This window comes from Rhodococcus sp. KB6 (genome assembly GCF_001445685.1).
Classification (GTDB): Bacteria; Actinomycetota; Actinomycetes; order Mycobacteriales; family Mycobacteriaceae; genus Rhodococcus_F; species Rhodococcus_F qingshengii.
The window spans coordinates 193,856-216,324 of sequence record NZ_LNAK01000154.1 but is presented as its reverse complement, the minus strand read 5'-3'; the positions used below and the strand labels follow the sequence as shown (position 1 = coordinate 216,324).

General features: G+C 63.4%; 7 protein-coding genes. 3 read left to right on the top strand and 4 right to left on the bottom strand.

What is annotated here, in order from left to right; translation table 11 throughout:
- Window positions 1–5: 5 nt before the first annotated feature.
- Window positions 6–941 carry a methionyl-tRNA formyltransferase gene (locus ASU23_RS28370; protein WP_007734348.1) on the bottom strand — a complete coding sequence of 312 codons (936 nt, stop codon included), beginning with the start codon at window positions 939–941 and terminating at the stop codon, window positions 6–8.
- A gap of 110 nt (window positions 942–1,051) precedes the next feature.
- On the opposite strand from ASU23_RS28370, the gene ASU23_RS28365 reads away from it, so the two are divergent.
- Window positions 1,052–1,855 carry an alpha/beta fold hydrolase gene (locus ASU23_RS28365; protein ID WP_003945829.1) on the top strand — a complete coding sequence of 268 codons (804 nt, stop codon included), beginning with the start codon at window positions 1,052–1,054 and terminating at the stop codon, window positions 1,853–1,855.
- Window positions 1,856–1,914: 59 nt separating this feature from the next.
- On the opposite strand, the gene ASU23_RS28360 is transcribed toward ASU23_RS28365, so the two are convergent.
- The 3 genes from ASU23_RS28360 to ASU23_RS28350 all read right to left on the bottom strand — a co-directional run bounded on the left by ASU23_RS28360 (window position 1,915) and on the right by ASU23_RS28350 (window position 4,936).
- On the bottom strand, window positions 1,915–2,184 hold the full coding sequence (locus tag ASU23_RS28360; RefSeq protein ID WP_007734349.1) for a metal-sensitive transcriptional regulator: 270 nt from the start codon (window positions 2,182–2,184) through the stop codon (window positions 1,915–1,917).
- A 90-nt stretch (window positions 2,185–2,274) separates the two neighbouring features.
- Entirely contained in the window at window positions 2,275–2,685 is a 411-nt protein-coding gene (locus ASU23_RS28355; RefSeq protein WP_003945447.1) for a DUF302 domain-containing protein, read from the bottom strand.
- Window positions 2,686–2,788: 103 nt separating this feature from the next.
- Window positions 2,789–4,936, bottom strand: coding sequence for an MMPL family transporter (locus ASU23_RS28350; RefSeq protein ID WP_007734352.1), 2,148 nt, complete (start codon window positions 4,934–4,936; stop codon window positions 2,789–2,791).
- 151 nt (window positions 4,937–5,087) lie between these two features.
- Between ASU23_RS28350 and ASU23_RS28345 the strand changes: the two genes are divergently transcribed.
- Both ASU23_RS28345 and ASU23_RS28340 read left to right on the top strand, forming a co-directional pair.
- A complete protein-coding gene (locus tag ASU23_RS28345; protein WP_007734355.1) occupies window positions 5,088–5,672 on the top strand; it encodes a bifunctional 2-polyprenyl-6-hydroxyphenol methylase/3-demethylubiquinol 3-O-methyltransferase UbiG in 585 nt (194 codons plus the stop codon).
- Between the two features lie 100 nt (window positions 5,673–5,772).
- Window positions 5,773–22,467 carry a non-ribosomal peptide synthetase gene (locus tag ASU23_RS28340; RefSeq protein ID WP_253741525.1) on the top strand — a complete coding sequence of 5,565 codons (16,695 nt, stop codon included), beginning with the start codon at window positions 5,773–5,775 and terminating at the stop codon, window positions 22,465–22,467.
- Window positions 22,468–22,469 lie beyond the last annotated feature (2 nt).

Genomic DNA, 22,469 nt, shown 5'->3' with positions numbered 1-22,469 from the left:
GGCGATCAGGTGAGGTACCCGCCGCCGTGGGGGAAGAACTCGGCGGCGGTGTACTCGCTGCCGTCGTCGAGTCGGACGCGCTCGATCCGCAGTCCCTTGTTCTTGCCCGACCACGCGTCGGGGCCCGCGACGATCACCATGCCGTCGTCTTCCTGGATGAACACTCGGCCGGGGGTTCCGCCGTAGTGCCCGCGTGAGACGGACGCCTTCAGGATGCGGATGCGCTGGCCCTTGAACTCGGCGAAAGCGTTGGGGTACGGATCGGACTGTGCCCGGACGAAACGCTCGATGACCTCGGCGGGCCAGGACCAGTCGACGTGGCTGTCCTGCGGTGCGCGCTTGTGGAAGAACGTGGCCTGCGATCGGTCCTGCGGCGTCCAGTCGGTACGGCCGGACGCGATCAGATCCAGGGCGTCGAGTGTGATGGGGCCGATCATGTCGATCGTGCGGTGGAACAGATCGGTGACGGTGTCGGTCGGGCCGACCGTCGTCGAACGCTGCAGCACGATGTCGCCCGCATCGAGTTCCTCGTCCATCAGGTGCGCCGTGAGCCCGACTTCTTCTTCGCCGTTGATCAGAGCCCAGATGAGCGGGGAGAATCCCGTGTACTTGGGCAGCAGCGAATCGTGGATGTTGAGGGTGCCGTACTTGGGTGCGTCGAAGACCTCCGCAGGCAACCAGGTACGCCAGTTGTTGGCGACGATGATGTCGGGAGCTGCTTCGGCCAGCGCGGCTTTGAAGGCGTCGTCAGGCTTGTTCGCCACGTGAACGGGTACACCGTTCTCGGCCGCCAGATCTGCAACCGAGTCCGCCCACATCTGTTCGTAGACGTGTTCGCTCTTCGGGTGTGTGATTGCCAGCACGACCTCGTGATCGGAGTCGATCAAGGCCTGCAGGGTACGGTGGCCCCAGGTTTGGTATCCGAGCGTAGCGACTCTCAACGGGGGTCCTCCTGGACGAGCATGGGCTGGGGTTGCGGTCACACGACCGCCCATCAGCTTAGGCTATCCAACCAAAATTGTTGATCACACGTACGAGGAGGAAGGCTGACATGACGGTCGCCACAATCAACGGAATCCCCATCAATTACCAGGTCAAGGGTGATGGAGATCTGGTGGTGCTCATCATGGGGACCGGCAGCCCCGGCCGCGTCTGGGATCTGCACCAGACCCCGGCGCTGGTGGCCGCCGGCTACCGAGTCTGCACCTTCGACAACCGCGGAATCGCACCGTCCGGCGAGAGCCTCGGCGGCATCACGATGCCCGACATGGTCGCAGACACCGCCGGACTGATCGAGCACCTCGGTGGCGGTCCGGCCCATGTCATCGGCACCTCGATGGGCGCCCGGGTGGCGCAGGAACTGACGCTCGCCAGGCCCGATCTGGTTCGCAAAGCAGTGTTCCTCGCCGGCCACGCCCGGATGGATCATTTCCAGCAGGTCCTGACCGAGGGCGAGCGCCAGTTGTTCGACAGTGGCGTCGCTCTGCCGGCCAAGTACCGTGCCGCAGTGACCGCGGTGATGAACCTTTCGCCGGCCACGCTGGCAGACGATCACTCGGCGCGCGACTGGATGGATATCTTCGAGTTCACCGGCGGCGCAACGTCACCGGGTGTTCGCGCACAGCTCGGTATGGACCGCGCCTTCGATCGACGGGGTGCGTACAAGTCGATCATGCGCCCGTGCCTGTCCGTCGCTTTCGCCGACGACCGCATGATCCCGCCCTACCTCTCCCGCGAGGTGGCGGACTGCATCGCGACGGCGTCGTACGAAGAGATTCCCGACGCCGGGCACTACGGCTACCTCGAGCGTCCGGAGGCCGTGAACAAGGTGCTGATCGACTTCCTGGCGAAGTAGTTTTCCGCACGCGAGAAAGGGCCTGACCTGCTAACTGCAGGTCAGGCCCTTCTCATGTTTCAGGCCAGTGCCAGGAACAGCTTCTCGAGTTCGGCCTCGGTCATCGGTTCCTGACCTTCCGCGCTGTCACCGCTCAGGCATTCACGCAGCCCGGAAGCGACGATCTTGAACCCTGCTCGGTCCAGCGCCTTGGACACGGCGGCGAGTTGCGTGACGACGTCCTTGCAGTCGCGGCCGTTCTCGATCATCGAGATGACCCCGGCAAGTTGGCCGTGGGCACGACGCAGTCTGTTCAATACGAGCGCAATGCTCTCTTCGTCGCCGGTCATGGTGGCCCCTTCTCGAGTGTTCGTGCTGCGGTCAAGGGTACCCCTGGGGGCATGTCACTGCTTGATTCAGTGTTTGATCCGACTGCGGTGTCAGATCAGCGAGTCGACGGCCGCGCGCAACTTGACGGCTGCGTCGGCTGCCACGGACTCGAGGCCGGGTTCGCCGGAAACCTGAACCATGAGAGCAGGGTTCATCGCTTCGACGAAGAACGAATTCTCGGTAGTCGTATCTTCGCGGACGACGACGTTGCACGGCAGCAGGAGGCCGATCTGACGATCCACCGAAACTGCCCGATGGGCCAACGGCGGGTTACAGGCACCCAGGATCAGGTACTTTTCCATGTCCTCGTCCAGCTTCGCCTTGAGTGTTGCCTGCATGTCGATCTCGGTCAGGATGCCGAAGCCCTGCTCGGCGAGAGCGCCACGCGTGCGGGTGACGACGTCGTCGAAGGTTCCGGTGACCTTGGTTGCGATCGCTATCGGTTCTGTGGGTGTTGTCATTGCGCACTCCTCGTCGTGGGCTGTCACTGTCGCCGACTTTGATTTCTCTTGTCCCCATCATACCCCTGGGGGTATCAGTAGGACAGTGATGTCGGGTACACGATCAGCCATGCGAGAAGCTGATGTTCGGCAGGACGCGACGCAGCCATGCCGGCGCCCACCAGGCTGCCCGGCCGGTGAGGCGTAGGAGAACGGGCAGCAGTACCAAGCGGACGAGCACTGCGTCCAGGAGGACAGCTACGCCGAGAATGATGCCCATTTCCTTGGGTGGCAAGGGATCTGCGAGCGCAAAAGTGAAGAAGACCGCAACCATCACCGCTGCTGCCGCCGCAATGACCCGACCTGAATGCGCGAGGCCGTCGATGTGTGCGATCGCGGGGTCGCCTGTGCGTTCGTAGTGCTCCTTGGCACTCGAAAGCAGGAACACGGTGTAGTCCATCGCGATCGCAAAGATCATGGCGAAGAAGAAGACCGGACCCCACCCGTTGAGGAAACCCTGGGGGGTGAAGCCGAGTAGGCCTGCTCCGTGACCGTCCTGGAAGATCAGCTTCGCGATTCCGAATGCGGCCCCAGTGGACAGCAGGCTGACCAGCGTGCCGATCAAGGCGATCAAAGGCGCCTGGAGGGCGATCAGCAGCAACAGGAATCCGAGCGTCAGAATCACGACCACGACGATGGGAAGGTAGTCGTCGAGTGCCTGCTGAAGGTCGAGATTTTCGGCCGGAGCGCCGCCGACGAGCGCCGATTCCGGCAGTTGCGACCGAAGGTCGGCAAGGATGGTTTCCATCGCAGGATCTGACGGGTCGACGGTGGGAACTGCTTGCAGCATAACAAGATCGGACCCGTCGGCAGCTTGTTGCGCTGGGGTGACCATGGCCACGCCGTCAACGCTCATGGTAAGACGTGAGGTGTCGGCTGCATCGTCGGCGGACGTGACGATCTGCAACATCCCCGGGGCGCCGTCCCCGAATTGCTGCTGCACCAGTTCATAGCCCTGGCGAACCGGGGCGTCCTCGGGAACCACGGCGATGGAGGGCATTGCCACCTTCAGTCCGAAGACCGGAACAACGAGTGCGATCAGGATGAGTAAGGCGCCGAAGCCGAATGGCCACGGGTGCTTGTGCAGCAATGATGCCCAACCTGCGAACATCGGGGAGCGGTGCTGCTGGCGCTTTGCATACGGTAGAGAACCGCCGTTGACCTTCGCGCCGATCCTGCCGAGCGCGGCAGGCAACAGGGTGAGTGTTGCGGCGAGAACGAAGATCACAGCGAGCATGATTCCGACAGCCATCGTGCGTACGGCCGGGGCTGGAACGATGAGAACCGCAGACAAACTGACCAGAACTGTGAGGCCGGAAAGGACCACAGCCTTGCCGGCGGTGTCCATGGTTTGAGCCACGGCGGCCCTTGGATCCGGATCGGCTCGCAATGCATCCCGGAACCTGGCGACGAGGAAGAGTGCGTAGTCGATGCCCAGCGCGAGAGCGAACATCATCGCGAAGTTCATGGCCCACACGGAAATCGGCGTGATCTCGTTGAGGATTACAAGCCCGCCCGCCGAAGCGACCAGGCCCGCAAGCGTCAGCAGTAGTGGTAGACCCGCGGCAACCAGGGAGCCGAAGGCCAACACCATGATCGCGAGAGTGACGGGCCACGACATCATTTCGGCTTTGATCATGGCTTCGTGATTGGCCTTGTTGAAATCGCTCCACAACGCCGACGCACCCGTCGGGTACACCTCGATCGTGTCGGTGGACAAGCCCGTGAGCTTCTTGCCGAGTTCGTCTACCGCGCTGACCATCTCGTCGGTACTCGCGTTGGCGCCCGCGACCATGATGCCGGTATGTCCGTCCGGGCTGATGGTCATACCGGGCTGCGGGGCGATCACTTCGCCGAAGCGAGGGTCCGCGGAAAAGATTTCCGTTGCCGCGGCCAGGGTTTGCTGCATCGACGGATCCGTGATGGGTAGAGAATCCGAGTGAACGACCACTTGTACTGCGGCGGAGGAATTTCCACCGAAATGCTGCTCGGCCAACTCGCGAACTTGCACGGATTCGGATCCGTTTGCCTGCCAACCCGCGCCGGCCAGGGAGGTGAAGACGCTGGGTGCTGCGGCGCCGAGTGCGATCAACGCGATCAACCAGACGCCGACGACGAGGCGGGTGTGAGTCGCCATCGATCGACCGAGACGCGCAAGTATGCCGTCGGCTCGGGTGGGTGGGTCCGCGGTGACTGTTCTGGTCGCTGACATCTTCACTCCTGATACGGGTGGGGGTATTCCTGTCCGTCACCTGTATACCCCCAGGGGTATCGATCTGTCACATTCGAGGGTTCTCTATGCTGCTGGGGGCACCGTCCGATCTGAAACGGTGAAACGGTGAAACGGATATGGGAGAGCAATCATGGACGCACGCGACTGGGACGAGCGATACCGAGCGGTGACGGAGCCATGGGGAGTCGACCCGGCGGGAACCGTCGCAACAAGAATTTCCGATCTGAGACCGGGCACCGCGATCGATCTGGCCTGCGGCGACGGCCGTCACGCGCGGTGGATGGCTGGGCAAGGTTGGTCGGTGACTGCGGTCGACTACTCGTCGGTGGCGATCGATCTGGCACGGGCGAGTGACGGGGACAAGGCTGTCGACTGGCAGGTCGGCGACGCGACCGAGTGGCAGCCGGAAGGGCTGGTCGACCTGGTGTTGGTCAGCTTTCTTCACCTCGAGGTCGACCATCTGGCCGCAACCTTGAAGCGCGTCGGGGAGTGGCTGACGCCCGGCGGACGGGTCCTCTATTTGGGGCATTCCATCGAGAACTTCCATCGTGGTGTGGGCGGTCCACCCGAACCGACCATTCTGCCCGGTATTTCCGATCTCGCTCGCGCTGCGGAGCGATCGAGGGTCTATGCCCTCGAACATGTCGTTCGGCCGCAGGACGGTAAGACAGCAATTGACGTTTTGCTCGAATTCGGTCCGTGGGAACAGGTCTGACCAGGGCGGGAGCGCACCTTCACGTTCCTGGGTAGCCTACCCTAAACTTGCGAGGGTGTTCGTCGTTCGATGAGCATGAACGACGATGATCGGATTCTTGATGTCTGACCACTCTCAGGTAGCTCACCCGGCGGTATCGGGCGGTGCCGATCTGGACGCAGCGCTCCCGGCGACGGCCGCTCAGCGTGAGGTGTGGGTTGCTCAGAACGTCGATCCGAGCAGTCCGGTCTACAACATCGGACTTGTCGTCGAGGTCGACGGCACGATCGACATCGAGCGCGCGGCAGCGGCGATCGAGGCCAGCGTCGGACGCGTCGAAGCGCTGTTCGTGCACTTCGAGGTCGATGCCGACAACCAGCTGATCCAGGTGCCGATTCCGGATGCGCGCTGGGACGTGGAAATTCTCGACCTTCGGGCCGAGGCGGATCCCGATTCGACTGCGCAGTCGTGGATGGACACCGACATGGCTCGGGTCTTCGGTCCGGACGATCTGCTGTTCCGCCAGGTGCTTCTGCTGACCGCTGACGACCGAGTCATCTGGTATCAGCGCTATCACCACAGCGTGATCGACGGGTACGGCATCTCGCTCATCGTCGCCGACGTCGCCGAGCGATACGACGATCCGAATCTCGGGACTGCCGCGCCGCAGTGGTCACTCGACGCCGTGGTTGCAGCCGATCTGGATTACCGGAACTCTCCGCGATTCCAGACCGACCGTCAGTACTGGGTCGAACGCGTTGAATCGGGACCGGAAGCGACGCGGATTCTGCATGGGCAGGTGGATGATTCGCTGCCGCCGATCTCAGCGATACTCACGCTCGACGCTGATCGCGCGGCACAGCTCTACCGCTATGCGGCCGACGCCGGGATTCGACGAACTCGCCTGCCCATGGCCGCGCTGATCGCGTACATCGCACGAACCACCGGAAAGCACGACGTTGTCGTCTCGGTACCGATGGCCGCTCGGGTGGGGCGCGACATGCGTCGCACTCCTTCGATGGCGTCGACGATTTTGCCGCTGAGTATTCGGGTAGAACGCTCGGAAACCATCGGCCAGTTGGCAACTCGTCTCGACACCGCCCTGGTCTCGATTCTCAAGCACGGGCGGTACCGAGGTGAGGATCTCGCTCGCGACATTCGGGCGATCGATCCCGACCGTCAGGTCTTCGGCCCCGGCATCAACTCGATGATGTTCGAACACACACTCACCTTCGGCGGATGCCCGGTGCGCGTGCGTAATTCGGTAACCGGTCGAGTCAGTGACCTGGATCTGAGTGTGCGCGGTGGTCAGGACGGGGAACCGATCGAGATCGACGTCCGCGCCCCGGCCGGATTCGACAGGGAGTTGGCCGATCACACCGCCAGAATCGAACAGTTCCTCGATCGATTCGTAGCCGAGCCGCAGCTTCCGATCTCGGCACTCGACCCCATGTCGCTCGCGGAGAGAGAACTCGTGCTCCACGGGTGGAACGACACCGCAGAGCCGCAGCCCGTGACGACGGTGCCGGATTTGTTGCGCAGCAGCTTCTCTGCCGATCGGGGCGCCGTCGCCGTGGTCGACGGCGATATCCGGCTGACCTACGGCGAACTCGAAAGTCGGGTATCACAGCTCGCCGCGCACTTGATCTCTCGCGGTGTCGCGACCGAAACCGTTGTGGCGATCGGCCTTCCGAGATCCGCCGAGATGGTGGTGGGGTTGTTGGCCGTCATGTGCGCCGGCGGTGCCTTCGTTCCGCTGGATCCGTCATGGCCCGCAGAGCGCCGCGAATCGGTACTCACCGATGCCGGTGCCACACTGGTGCTCACCTCGGACGGTGTAGACGACTCCGTTCCGGTCGATCTCTCCGCGTGGGCGTACGAGGACGGGCCCTCGGACCTGTCCGAGACAATGACCTCCGACATTCGTATTCACGGTGCCCAACTCGCATACGTCATCTTCACGTCCGGTTCGACCGGACGTCCGAAGGGCGCCATGATCCGCCACGAGGCAATCTGCGCAAGGTTGCTGTGGCAACGGGAGCGGATTCTCGGGTTCGGGTCCGGCGATGCCTCCTTGTTCAAAGCCCCACTCTCGTTCGACATCTCGATCAACGAGATCCTGCTCCCGCTCGTCTCCGGCGGTCGATTGGTGATCGCGAAGCCCGAGGGGGAACGCGACCCGCAATACCTGCTCGACCTGGTCGCCGGAGAATCGGTCACCTTCGTCTACCTGGTCTCGTCCATGCTCGACATACTGCTGGACCTGGCGAACGAGACCGATCAGCTCGATTCGTTGAAGCACGTGTGGTGCGGCGGTGAGGTTCTCACGCCTGAACTCTTCGACCGGTTCCGTGCCCAACTGTCCACGACGCTGTATCACGGCTACGGGCCGGCAGAAGCGACCATCGGTGTCTCCCATGTGATCTACCGAGAGGACGCGGAACGAATCGCGACCTCCATCGGGCGGCCGAACCCCAACACTCGCCTGTACGTGTTGGACGGCGACCTGCAGCCGGTTCCGATCGGCACCGGCGGCGAACTCTACGCCGCGGGCTTCCTGCTGGGACGCGGATACGTCGGCGCGTCGGCGCTGACCGCATCTCGCTTTGTCGCGGATCCCTTCGTCTCAGGTGATCTGGCCGGATCCCGGATGTACCGCACCGGTGACTTGGCCCGATGGGCCCCGGACGGCACCCTCGACTTCCTCGGACGCACGGACAATCAGGTGAAGATCCGTGGCATGCGCCTGGAACTCGAGGATGTCGAAGCCGCCGTGATTTCGCACCCCGCAGTGCGTCACGTGGCAGTTCGGGTGCGCCAAGCACCAACCGGTGCAAAGTATCTCGCCGCCTACGTGAGCGCAGCGTCGGGGACGAACCTCGCGATCGACTCACGTGAGCTTCGCGAGTGGGCTGCGAGCAAGCTGCCCGACTACATGGTCCCGACCACCGTCACCGTCCTCGACAAGTTTCCGCTCACGGCAAACGGCAAACTCGACCGTCGCGCGCTACCCGAGCCCGATCTCGCCGAACTGAGTGCACATGTCGCTGCGAGAAACGAAGTCGAACAACAGTTCTGCACGTTGATCGCGTCGGCAGTCGGCCTCGATTCGGTCGGCGTTACCGACGACTTCTTTGCACTGGGCGGCGACAGCATCGTCGCGATCGCACTCGTGACCGCGGCTCGTGCTGCCGGTTTGTCGATCAGTCCTCGCGAGGTGTTCCAACTGCGCACCGCCGAGGCTATGGCGCGTGCCCAGTCCTTCCGAGTGGCTGAGATCGTCGACCACGCGGACCAACCGATCGGCCACGTAGCCACGACGCCGATTGCCGCCAGGGTTCTCGGGGTGTCGGACGCAGTACGAACCTTCCACCAGCGTGCGCTGATTCAGACGCCGTCAGCCTTGACGTCCGAGCATGTCCAGGCGGCGCTCGACGCCCTGGTGGCGCGCCACGATGCACTTCGTGCGACGTTGACGCCCGAAGGAAGACTGCTCGTCCCGGAGACAAACGAAGTGGCTGTGGTCTTCGAGACCCGTGCACTACCGGCACCGCTCGAAGAATGCGGACCGTTGATCGTCGCCGAGACCGAGCGAGCTGTCGGCCGTCTGAATCCAGCCGACGGCAGGATGGTCAGCGCTGTTCTGTTCCGCCCTGTGACCGGTCCCGGACGGCTGTTGCTGGTCATCCACCACGTGGTGGTCGACGGCGTCTCGTGGCGCATCATCCTCGAGGACCTCGCGCGCGCCGGCATCGCAGCGATGAATGGCGACGAACCCGCACTCGCTCCGGTCGGCACGTCGGTGCGAAGGTACGCCGAACTCGTCTCGGATGCGGTCGGAGCCGGGCGACTGGACTCGGAGATCGAGTTCTGGGACTCGGTGACGTCCGCACAAGGGGCATCTCTCGGCCGTCGGGCACTCGATCCGGCAGTTGACCTCGCGCGCACCGCTGCGGCGCGGTCGATCACCCTACCTCCAGAACTTGCAGATCAGCTGTTGGGCAGTGTCCCACGGGCGTTCGGAGCCGATGTGAGCGAAGTGCTGGTCACCGCACTTGCCGTGGCGCTGACCCGTTGGAGCGGTGCCGGATCGGTGACGATCGACCTGGAGGGGCACGGACGCGACGAGGACATCGTTCGCGGTGACGGCGCTGCGCACGTCGACCTGACTCGTACCGTCGGATGGTTCACCACAGTGTTCCCGGTGGCGCTCGAGATCGGTACAGCCGCTCCGGATCTCGACGCGAGCGGCGAGTTGGCGGGGGTTCTCAAGAGCGTAAAGGAGCAACTTCGACGGGTCCCGAACGCCGGCTTCGGGTACGGAGCATTGCGATACCTCGGCGGCTCGGATCAGTTGCGTAGTTTCGCAGCGCCGGAGGTGGTGCTCAACTATCTGGGACGCACTGCCGCAGCGGAGGGGGACTGGTTCCCGGTGTCGATGGACGGTGCTGCCGATCCGTCCATGCCGATGGGTCACGCGTTGTCTGTCGACGTCGTAGCCGAGGACGCCGCCGGTGGACCACGACTGCGAGCCACCCTGACCTGGGCGTCGAACATCTTCCTGCGTAGCGATATCGACAAGTTTGCGCGGTTGTGGCTGGACTCGCTCGAGGCCGTGTCCGGGCTCGCAGCCTTCGGCGGAGCCACACCCTCGGACTACCCTCTGGTGGCGCTCGCTCAGGCAGACGTGGACGGGTTACCGAAGGCTGAAGAGATTCTCCCACTCACTCCGCTGCAGGAAGGGATCTACTTCCATTCGGCGTTTGCCGATCCGGGGGCCGATCAGTATGTCGTGCAACAGGTTGTGGAACTGACCGGAGCCGTGGACAGTGCGGCGCTGCACCGCGCGCTGCAATCCGTCGTCGATCGGCATGAGGCGCTGCGCACCGGATTCTCGGTCCTGGGTGACGGCCGGGTCGTGCAGGTGGTGCACCCGAGCGCTGTCGTGGAGATGGCGGTAGTCGAGGTGGCCGGCGCCGATGTCGATGAACTGCTTTCCGCCGACCGCGCGCGCGGGTTCGACCTGGCGCAACCGCCGCTCGTCCGTTACACGCTTGTCCGTGCCTCTTCGGAGAAGTACCTTCTGCTGCAGTCGATTCACCATGCGGTCGCAGACGGATGGTCGGTTCCGGTGATGCTGCGGGAGCTGATGGCGTCGTACAGCGTTGGCGACTCCGGCGTGGTGCTCCCGACTCCGGCGCCGTACCGCAGCTATCTCGAATGGTTGGCCCGCCACGATCACGAGGCCTCGGCAGCGGTGTGGAGAGAAGCGCTGAACTCTCCCGGGCCCGCGGTCGAACTTCCCGCGCCGAGCGCGGGCAGCAGCGGCGTCTGTGCCACCCGAGTCGAGCTGTCCGACAGTGATACTCGCGCACTGGCGATCAACGGACGCTCCCATGGCCTGACGCTGAGTACGCTCGTGCACGGCGCCTGGGGGCTGGTGCTCGGCCGAATGACCGGCCGAACAGACGTGCTGTTCGGATCGACCGTATCGGGACGCGGTGGAGACCTGCCCGGCATCGAGTCCATGGTGGGCTTGTTCATCAACACCGTGCCGGCTCGGTTGCGGTTCGATCCGGCAGAGACAGCCGCGCAAGCGCTTTCCCGTTGGCAGAGGGAACAATCGGAACTACTCGACCATCAGTACCTGGGGTTACCCGAACTGCGACGGACCGGCGGACTGGAGCAGGACTTCGAATCACTCGTCGTGTTCGAGAACTATCCACTCGGTGACACGGCAATCGCTGATCCGACGAACTCGGTGCGACTGACGGGAATTCGATTCGACGAGCGACCGGCCTACCCGTTGACCCTGATCGTCGTCCCCGGCGATCGATTGGCGTTGGAGCTCAAGTACGACGCTGCTCAGGTGGACGGCGATGCCGCTGCGTCGCTGGCCGAAACTCTCGCAGTCGTACTCACCGAGCTCTCGCGCGATCTCGATCAGGTCATCGGCCGGATCGCGCTGGCACCCGCACAGCCGGGGAGCGTCGGCACGGCCTTGGATCGGCCGCGCGCAACGCTGACCGAGCTGCTGAAGGATCAAGCCGGGCGTACGCCCGAAGCCACCGCAGTGATCTTCCGTGAAGAGTCGTTGACCTACGCCGAACTTCACTCTCGTGCTGATCGTTTTGCGCATCTGCTGCGCGAACGTGGCGTCGGACGCGAATCGTTGGTAGCGGTTGCCTTGCCTCGCTCTCTTGATCTGATGGTCGCGATACTCGGCATCGGAAAGGCCGGGGGAGCATACGTTCCCCTCGACACCGGCTACCCGGCGGAGCGGCTGACGTACATGCTGGGTGACGCCGATCCTGTGTGCGTCGTGGTGTCGGAAGACTCTTCACTCGATTCGGGTTCGGTTCCGCGGGTGACGGTATCGGAGTCGGCGCAGTTCCCCGCCGATCCGCTGAGTGTGCCAGGATCGCCCGCGGATGCCGCGTACATGATCTACACTTCGGGTTCGACCGGTCGCCCCAAAGGCGTTGTGGTCAACCACGAGGGTGTGGTCAACCGATTGCTCTGGGCACAGCAGATACGTCCGATGGACGTCTCCGACCGGATGCTGCAGAAGACCCCGTCGAGCTTCGACGTCTCCATTCCCGAATTCTTCTGGCCGTTCCTGGTGGGGGCAACTCTCGTGATGGCCGAGCCGGACGGGCACAAGGACCCTGGCTATCTGGCCGACGTCATCGTCGAACATTCCGTGACCCGAGTGCATTTTGTTCCGTCGATGCTCGACGTGTTTCTCGCGGAGCCGAAAGCAGCACTGTGCTCTTCGCTCGAGATCGTCAACTGCAGCGGTGAGGCACTGCCCGTTCACGTTGCACGCAAGGTCTCCGAGATCCTGCCGAATACTCTGGTGGACAACCTCTACGGCCCCACCGAGGCCGCCGTCGACGTCAGTTGGCAGCCGTCGGTGCAGGAAACTCCGGCAGACGCCGTCAGCGTCCCGATCGGCGCACCTGCCGCCAACACCGGCCTGTTGGTTCTCGATCCCTACCTGCAGAACGTCCCGGCCGGTGCCACCGGTGAGCTCTATCTGGCAGGGCCACAACTGGCACGTGGTTACCACGGACGTGGGGGATTGACCTCCGAACGATTCGTGGCGAATCCGTACAGCGACGGCGGCTCGCGGATGTACCGGACCGGTGACATCGTGCGGTGGAATGCCGACGGCGTTCTCGAGTACCTCGGCCGTGCCGACGAGCAGGTGAAGGTTCGTGGATTCCGAATCGAACTCGGCGAAATCGACGCGCAATTGGCGCTGTGCCCCGGAGTCACGGCAAGTGCCGTGATCGTCCGAACCGACGGTCCGAGCAACCGCGCGCAGGTGGTCGCCTACCTGGTCGGAGATGCTGATGATGTTGCGGTTCGAGCTCAGTTGTTGTCAGTGCTACCGGAGTTCATGGTGCCAAGTGCCTTCGTGCGGCTCGAGTCGCTGCCGCTGAGCCCGAGTGGCAAGCTCGACCGAAAAGCACTACCTGCACCGGATTTTGCGGCACAGGTGGGCGACTTGACGGGAGTGGTTTCCTCGGGCGTTGCAGACCTCCTCGCCGGGCATTTCGCGACGGTTCTCGGACTGCCCCGTGTCGGGGTGCGCGACGATTTCTTCACTCTCGGCGGCGACAGTATCCTGGCGATCCGACTGGTCAACCTGGCTCGTCGTGATTCGGTAGTGCTGACCCCGCGTCAGATCTTCGAATTGCGCACTCCCGCTGCGATCGCTGCAGCGGTGGGTGATGTCGCCACCTCGGATGCCACCGTCACGGCCGACATCGGCGTGGGTGAGCTGGTTCCGCTGCCGGTGGTTCACCGCTTGTCCGAATGGACGGGTGGTACCGACCGCTTCAACCAGGCAGTTCTGATCCACTCTCCGGCAACATCTCTCGGTTCGATCACCGGCGCATTGCAGGCCGTGCTCGATCACCACGACGGACTTCGCCAAACCTTGATCCGACATGACCGCGGGATGTGGTCGGCGCGGATCGAGGAACCCGGTAGTGTCCGGGCAGCGAACCTGGTCGAACGCGTTGATGCTCGGGGACTGGATGACTCCGAGTTGCGAAGACTCGTCACTGAGCACTCTGACACTGCGACCAGTCGATTGGATCCGTCTGCAGGGCGGATGGTCTCGGTGGTCTGGTTCGATTGCGGCGCTGAGAGTCTGGGCAGACTCGCGATAGTCGCGCACCACCTGGTCGTGGACGGGGTTTCCTGGGGAACCGTGCTCGAGGATCTCGCGATGGCCTGGGTGGCAGTCGAAGCCGGAGAGCCCGCCGCACTGGATGCCGTCGGAACTTCGCTCCGTACCTTCTCCCGTACGGTGGCCGAACACGCATACAGTGCTCATCGATTCGCCGAACTCGATCACTGGCTGACCGTGACCGCTCCGGGCGCGCAGTTGATCCCCGACGCCGCGGGCGATGCCGTCGTATCCGGAGGCTCGAGGCGCACGGTCACGGTGGACGGAGCAATCTCCGAGGCAGCACTTGGATCGGTTGCGGCAATGGTGGGTGCCGAGGGAACGGATGTTCTGTTGGCAGCGCTGACGATGTCCGTCGATCGCTGGCGCCGCTCCACCGGCCGCAGTGAGCACGAATTGCTGGTCGATCTGGAAAGGCACGGCCGGGAGGAGTTGGTGGCGGGCATCGATCTGTCGCGAACAGTCGGCTGGTTCACCACGATTGCCCCGATGCGACTGCACGGCGGAATCGACCCGGTGGACACGCTACGCGAGGTGAAGGAGAGCCTGCGGGCGGCTCCGGACGGCGGTATCGGCTACGGGATGCTGCGATACGTGAATGCCCGCACGGCATCGACATTGGCGGGGCGCTCCGAATCTCAGATCCTGTTCAACTATCTCGGACGTACGACGACAGCTGGATCGACAGCATGGTCCTTGGCAGCGGAATCCGAAGCCTTGTCCACCGATCCCGACGCAGACATGGGAGGCCCGTACCGACTGATCGTGAATGTCGTCAGCGTGGATTCGGGGCTCCGCGCCGAGTTTGCCTGGGCAAGTGAAGATTTGTCCGAGGAGGACGCGCAGTCACTCTCCGACGGCTGGGTTTCGGCCCTCGGCGATCTGGCGGCTGCGGCCGCGCGTCACGCCGGGCCTCCCATTCTGACCCCGTCCGATGTGACGTTGCTCGACCTGAGTCAGACCGAGATCGACGCGATAGCCGATGCGAGTCCGGCAGGTGTCAGCAGCATCCTCCCACTCTCACCGTTGCAGGAAGGCCTGTACTTCCAAGCCGGCTACGCGGGCAGCAGCGACAGCAGCAGTGGTGGGGACATCTACACGGCACAGTTCTCGATGGACTTCGGGCACACCCTCGATGTCGACAGGTTGGCTGCGGCCGCCCGGACACTTCAACGACGAAATCCCACGTTGCGAGCGGGTTTCGTGAGCGAAGGGCTGAACGAGCCGGTGCAGTTCTTCAGCGCTGGACTCGATGTTCCGGTCGTCGTCCACGATCTCCGTGAACTCGACGACTCGGTTGCTCGTGAGCGTGCCGAGGCCGTCGCCGCCCAAGACCGAGTGACGCCATTCGACCTGACCGCGCCGCCGCTGTGGCGTATGAGTGTGCTGCATCTGCCCGGCGGCCAGGATCGTCTGGTGATCAACAGGCAGTTCCTGCTGTGGGACGGCTGGTCCAACGGCCTTGTCGTCAGTCAGCTTCTGGCGCTTTACGATACCGGCGGCGACGACAGCGCATTCGGCGAACCCGAGGGGTCGTTCGAGACATACCTCGCCTGGTTGGCCGATCGCGACGGTGCAGCCGCCGACGAGGGGTGGCGCGGAGCGCTCGCAGGACTCGAGGAGCCGACGCTTGTTGCCGAGCCGATGCCCGGCGTCGAAGTTCAGCTTCCGGATCGCCGCGATGCGGTTCTGTCGGAAACGCTTTCGCGTGTGTTGCGTGAGCGCGCTGCCGCGTCCGGCGTCACGTTCAACACGGTACTGAATGCAGCGCTGGCCCTCGTGTTGGCGTCGGCCACCGGTCGACAGGACGTCGTCTTCGGCTCCACGGTTGCCGGACGGCCGCCGGAGGTACCGGGAATCGACACCGTGGTGGGCATGTTCCTCAACACCGTTCCCGTTCGGCTGCAACTGGATCCGAACGAGAGCGTCGAGGAACTTCTTCGTCGGACACAGGCGGATCGACTTTCGCTGATGCCGTTCGACTACCTCGGTTTGGCATCGATCCAGCGTGTTTCCGAGCATCGTCAACTCTTCGACGTGCTGATGGTCCTGCAGAACTTCGTGGACGAGAAGCAAGTCCACGCGCTCAACGCCGCTCACGACGTGAGTGGAAGCGACAGTATCGATCACACGCACTATCCGCTGACCGTCGTGGTCACACCGGGTGCCACCGTCAACGTCAAGTTCGAGTTCCATCCGCATCTGGTGACCGCGCGCCGGGCCGAGGACCTACTGGGTCACTTCGTCGACCTGCTGCAGAGTTGGTCGCAGGACATGACGGGATCGGTTGTTGCGTCTCCGGTTCCCGCAGTAGCGCAGCAGACGCAGATCCGGGAGTTGCCGGAGCGCACCATTGCCGACCTGTTCGAAGAAGTCGCGTCGGCGCAACCGAACGACACGGCACTCGTGTTCGGGAAGCGCCGGATGACCTACGCCGATCTCGACGGCGAGATCAACCGGATGGCGCGGTTGCTGATCAATTGCGGCGCCGGCCCGGAAAAGATTGTCGCTCTTGGCCTACCACGTTCTGTGGACATGGTCGTCGCGCTCTTCGCGGTATTGCGCACGGGTGCTGCCTACCTACCCCTCGAACTCGACCATCCGGCCGAACGGTTGGCCGTGATGATCGACGACGCGGATCCTGTCGTGTTGCTGACAACCGTTTCGGCCTCACCGAGGTTCGAAGGTGCGGACGTCCGCACTATCGTGATCGACGAACCCGATACAGCAGCAAGGAGACTGACGATCTCGGCGCGGGCGCTCTCCGCGTCGGAACTCGGAGCATTCGCTCCGGGGGCACCGCATCGACTCGACCACCCCGCGTACGTCATCTACACCTCCGGTTCGACCGGCAAGCCCAAGGGCGTGGTCACCGGTTACCGTGGCTTGACGAACATGCAGTTCAACCACCGCGAGGCGATTTTCGAACCAGTGATCGCCGCGGCGGGCCGGCGCCTGCGGATCGCGCACACCGTGTCCTTCGCCTTCGACATGTCGTGGGAGGAACTTCTGTGGCTCGTGGAAGGCCACGAGGTGCACATTTGCGACGAGGATCTGCGTCGTGATGCCGAGGCACTCGTTGCATACTGCGACGCACTGGACATCGACGTCGTCAACGTGACACCGACCTACGCGACGCACCTGATCGACAGCGGGCTTCTCGACGACGGTGTGGGACACCACCGCCCGCCGTTGGTCCTGCTCGGCGGTGAAGCCGTTCCGGATTCGGTGTGGAACAGGCTGCGCGACACCGAGGGAACCGTGGGGTACAACCTCTACGGTCCGACAGAATACACGATCAACACGCTCGGTGGCGGAACGTTCGACAGTGACACCCCGACCGTCGGCAAACCGATCTGGAACACCGCCGCGCATATTCTCGACGGCTGGCTGCGTCCGGTCCCCGATGGAGTTGCCGGCGAACTGTACATTGCCGGAGCCGGTTTGGCTCGCGGCTACCTCGGACGCTTCGCGCTCACGTCCGAGCGCTTCGTCGCAGATCCGGCTGGGACCGGAGAACGTATGTACCGCACCGGGGATCTCGTGCGGCGACGCGGTGACGGCAACCTGGACTTCCTCGGCCGCACCGACGATCAGGTGAAGATCAGAGGTCACCGCATCGAGCCGAGCGAAATCGTCTCCGTTCTCGAATCCGACGAACATGTGCGGCAAGCGGCAGTGGTGGTCGACGTCGGGGCAGGTGGAGTCAAGAGGCTCGTCGGCTACGTGACGCCCGTGCGACTCGGCGCCGGGCACGACTACCGCGCGCAGGCGCGAGTTCTCCTACCCGACTACATGGTTCCGGCCGTGGTGATCGAGGTGGAGACGCTACCGATGACCGTCAACGGCAAGCTCGACGTCAAGGCACTGCCCACCGCTGATTCGGTGCTGGGGGAGCGGAGTGGGGAGTCGATCGCACCGCGTAACCACACGGAAGAGGTCCTCTGCGACCTCTTCTCCGACGTACTCGATGTGGGCGATATCGGGGTCGACGACAACTTCTTCGACCTCGGTGGGCACTCGCTTCTGGCCACCAAGCTGATCAGTCGAGCTCGGATCGCCATTCCGAACAGTCTGACCATGCGTGATCTCTTCGAAGCGCCGACGGTGGCGGAACTTGCGGAACGTATTGTGGCCGAGCAGGGATCGACGCGACCGGTGCTGGTAGCGAAGCCGCGGCCGGACCACCTTCCTCTTTCTGCCGCTCAACAGCGATTGTGGCTGATCGGACAGATGGAGGAGAACTCCGCGGCCTACAATTTCCCGATCGTGCTCCGTTTGGACGGCGCACTGGACGCGGACGTCTTCGCCGCGGCGCTCGGCGACGTCGTGGAACGACACGAATCCCTGCGTACGGTGTTCCGGTTGGTGGACGGATCGCCGGAGCAGATAATTCTCGAATCGGCGACGATTCCGGTCGAGACAGTTCATCGAGACGAATCCGGTGTCGCCGGTGAAATTGCCGTGGCAGTGGGTCGTCCGTTCGACCTGTCTGACGAGATTCCGATCCGCGCACGTCTGATCCGGGTGGACGGCGACGAGGTGGACGGTGCCGTAGTGGTCGTGATCGTCCTGCATCACATCACTACGGACGAATGGTCCGATCGGCCATTCCTGCGCGATCTGATGTCGGCCTACTCCTCTCGGATCCAGGGCGAAGATCCAATTTTCGAACCGCTTCCGGTTCAGTACGCGGATTACACTCTGTGGCAACGGGAATTGTTGGGCAGCCCTGACGATCCGTCGAGCATCCTGAGCACGCAGTTGGACTTCTGGGCGAAGAGTTTGGACGGAGCCCCCGAAGAACTGCTGCTTCCCGCCGACCGGAGTCGACCGGCCAGACCGAGTTTCTCCGGTGGTGCAGTGGTGACACGGTTGGGCGTGGAGACAACTGCTGCACTGCGAGATCTGGCGCGCGAGAGCCGGAGTTCGATGTTCATGGTTCTGCACGCGGCGTCGGCGGCGTTGCTGACTGCGCTCGGAGCGGGTGAGGACCTTCCCCTCGGCGCTCCCGTCGCCGGACGTAGTGAGCAGGGACTCGACGAACTGGTCGGCTTCTTCGTCAATACGATTGTGCTGCGCACGGATACGTCAGGTAATCCGACGTTCCGGGAGTTGGTGGATCGCGTTCGCGAGGGAGATCTCGAGGCCTTCGCCAACGCTGACGTTCCCTTCGAAACGGTGGTGGAGCGCCTCAATCCGTCGCGTACTTTGGCACGTAATCCGCTGTTCCAGGTCATGGTCGGCTATCACAGCCGGGAGGAGACGGGCGGCGATTCGTTCGAACTCGAGGAGTACACGGCCAAGTTCGATCTGGTGTTCAACTTCACCGAGTACCTCGGCGACGAAGGCTGCATCGACGTCCGGCTCGAGTACGGCAGCGACCTCTTCGATCGCGAAACGGCACAGCGAATTTCGAACCGATTGGAATCGGTGATCGCGGCCGTCGTGGAATCGGCCGACATCGAGATCGGTGATATCGACATCTTCTTGCCAGGCGAACTCGAACAGGTTGTCACCTCGTTCAACGACACCGCCGTCGACGTGCCGGAAGAGACGTTCTACGACGCTTTCGCGCGTGGAGTCGTTGCTACGCCCGAGGCGATTGCGGTGCGCGACGAGGCGGGGCAGGCCACGTACCGCGAACTCTCCGAGCAGTGTGATCGGATCGCCGGCGTGCTGTATCGCCGCGGAGTGTCGGTCGAAGACGTGGTGGGGCTTGCCGTCCCGCGCTCGGTGGAAATGGTCGCGTCGGTCCTCGCCGTGCTCAAGCTGGGGGCCGCGTATCTACCCCTGGATTTGAGTCACCCGAGCGAGCGCATCACATACATGCTCACCGATTCCCGCGCCTCGGTACTTCTGTCCACTGCGGAGGAAAGCTCGCGGATCGAGGATGTGGTCGGCGTCGAGCGAATTCTCCTGGACGATCCGCTGATCCGTGCGGAACTGGACGAGGCAGTGATCGTCGAAACTCCCCGGCCACCAGTTGGCGTCAGCCACGCTGCCTATGTCATCTACACCTCGGGATCGACCGGCAAGCCGAAGGGAGCCGTCCTCTCCCATGACGGTATTCCGAGTCTTGTTGCCACAGCTGAGGTTCGGATGCGACTGGTACCGGGTTCGGTGGTGATGCAGTTCGCTTCGGTCGGCTTCGACGTCGCGGTATTCGAGCTGGCGATGGCACTGTGCACGAGCAGCACCCTGGTGATCGTGCCGCAGAATGCACGAGTTGCCGGTCCGGCGCTGACCGATTTCATGACGAGCAATCGTGTCACCCACGCGATCATCCCTCCCTCGTTGCTGGCCGCTCTGCCGGCAGGATGTGAAGTGCCGCAGGGCTGCACCGTGTTGGTCGGAACCGAGACGGTGCCACCGGAGCTGATCGGGCGATGGGCGGAGCGGCTGAATTTGCTTGCCGCGTACGGACTCACCGAAGCCACGGTGAACAACACACTGTGGCAGGCGGAACCCGGTTGGAACGGTCCCGTGCCCATCGGAATCCCTGACCCCAACGAACAGGCGTACGTGCTCGACGATCAACTCCGTCCGGTTCCGCCGGGAGTATCCGGCGAGCTGTACATCGCGGGACGCGGCCTGGCGAGAGGCTATCTGGGCCGATTCGATCTGACGGCACAGAGATTCATCGCCGATCCCTTCACCGCGGGCGATCGCATGTATCGCACCGGGGACCGCGCGCGGTGGCGCGCTGACGGGAACATCGACTTCCTCGGCCGCGTCGACGATCAGGTCAAGATCCGCGGTTTCCGAATCGAGTTGGGCGAAATCATCGGAGCTCTCAGTGCCCATCCTTCGGTGAAGCAGGCAACGGTCGTCGCGGATCGGCAGGGCGAAATCACGCGCCTGGTCGGTTACGTGTCACCGGAACCCGGTGTCGTCGTCGACACGACGGCAGTGCGGAACCTCGCGACAGTGTCGTTGCCCGACTACATGGTTCCGACCATGGTTGTCGCCCTTGACGGTCCGCTGCCGTTGACGCCCAACGGAAAGCTCGACCGCAAGTCGTTGCCCACTCCGGACTGGTCGGAGCTGGCGGGTGATGTTGCTCCTCGCACGGCAGTGGAGTCCACGGTTGCGGCTGCGTTCGCGGAAATCCTGCAACTCCCGAGTGTCGGAGTCCACGACAGTTTCTTCGAACTCGGCGGCCATTCGATGGCTTCGATGAAACTGGTCGGTCGCATTCGTGAAGCGTTCGGCGTGGACGTCAGTATTCGAGACGTATTCGACGCGCCGAGTGTTGCGGAGTTGGCGGCCGTCGTCGCGCGTTCGGAAGGTGGGCGTCCGATCCTGGCGCCGGCGGTGAAACGTCCCGAGACGATGGGTCTGTCTGCGCCGCAACGTCGTCAATGGGAGTTGTTCCGCGCGTCCGGCGCGCAACCGCAAGCAAGCCACGCTCTGGCGCTGACCCTGAAATCGAAGATCGATCCGGAGGTTCTCGGGCACGCCTTGGACGATGTGACTTCGCGGCACGAACCCCTGCGGACCACCTTCGTCGAGGTCGACGGCATCGTCGTGGCAAGAGAATCGGTGCGTCCGACTGTCGATGTGGTCGATGTCGGCGCCGGCGATGTGGGTCGAGTGGTGTTCGAACTGGCTCAACTTCCGATGGATCTGCGTGAGCAATCACCGTTGCGGGTTCATCTGGTGCTCGGTGAAGACGGCTCTAGGACACTGCTTCTCGTCATGCACTACATCGCCGTCGACGAGTGGTCAGTAGTGCCGCTGCTGGGAGATCTGGTCTCTGCTTATGCAGCCCGGTCGCAGGGAGATCAACCGGTTTGGGACGAGCTTGCATTGACGTACGCCGATTACACCGTGTGGTCGGACGAGCTGTTGGGAGACCCCCGAGACGTCGACAGCCGTGCGTCGAAGCAACTTGCATATTGGCGGGATGCGCTCGACGGAATACCGACCAGTGTGAATCTTCCGTTGCCGGAAGGTGACTCGGAGCCTCGAGGTGACGTGATCGCCGTCGACATCGACGCGGGTCTGCACGCCGGAATCGACGCCCTGGCTGCGCGCACCGGCACGAGTATGTTCATGGTCCTGCAGGCCGCACTGGCCAGCGTTCTCACGAAGGCCGGCGCGGGTACTGATCTTCCCATCGGTTCATTGGTTGCGGGCAGGTCGGATCCCCGTCTCGAACCGATGATCGGATCGTTCTTCAATGTTGTTCTCCTGCGCACGGATACGTCCGGTAGTCCGACGTTTGCAGAATTGCTGGCTCGCATCCGGGAAAACAATCTGGAAGCGCTGAGCAATCAGGACGTCTCATATGTGTATGTCGAGCAGGCGCTGGGTAATCCGGCGTCCATGAGACCTCAGGTGATGGTGATCCATCACCAGCAGGCGGATTTGGACGGGCTCGGCGACTTCGGTTCTCTCGTACCGATTCCGGTGGGAGTGCCCGATGCGGATGTGACGTTGAGTTTTTACGAGCCGGTAGGCGATGGGCCTGTCTTTGCAACTCTCGGGTTCCGTGCCGACCGCGTCGATGCGGGTGCAGTCCGCGTATGGGCAGGTCAGTTGGTCGACGTGATCGAGGCTGCAGTCGCCGCCGAAGGGGATGACGCGAGCGAGGGGGCGAAACTATGACA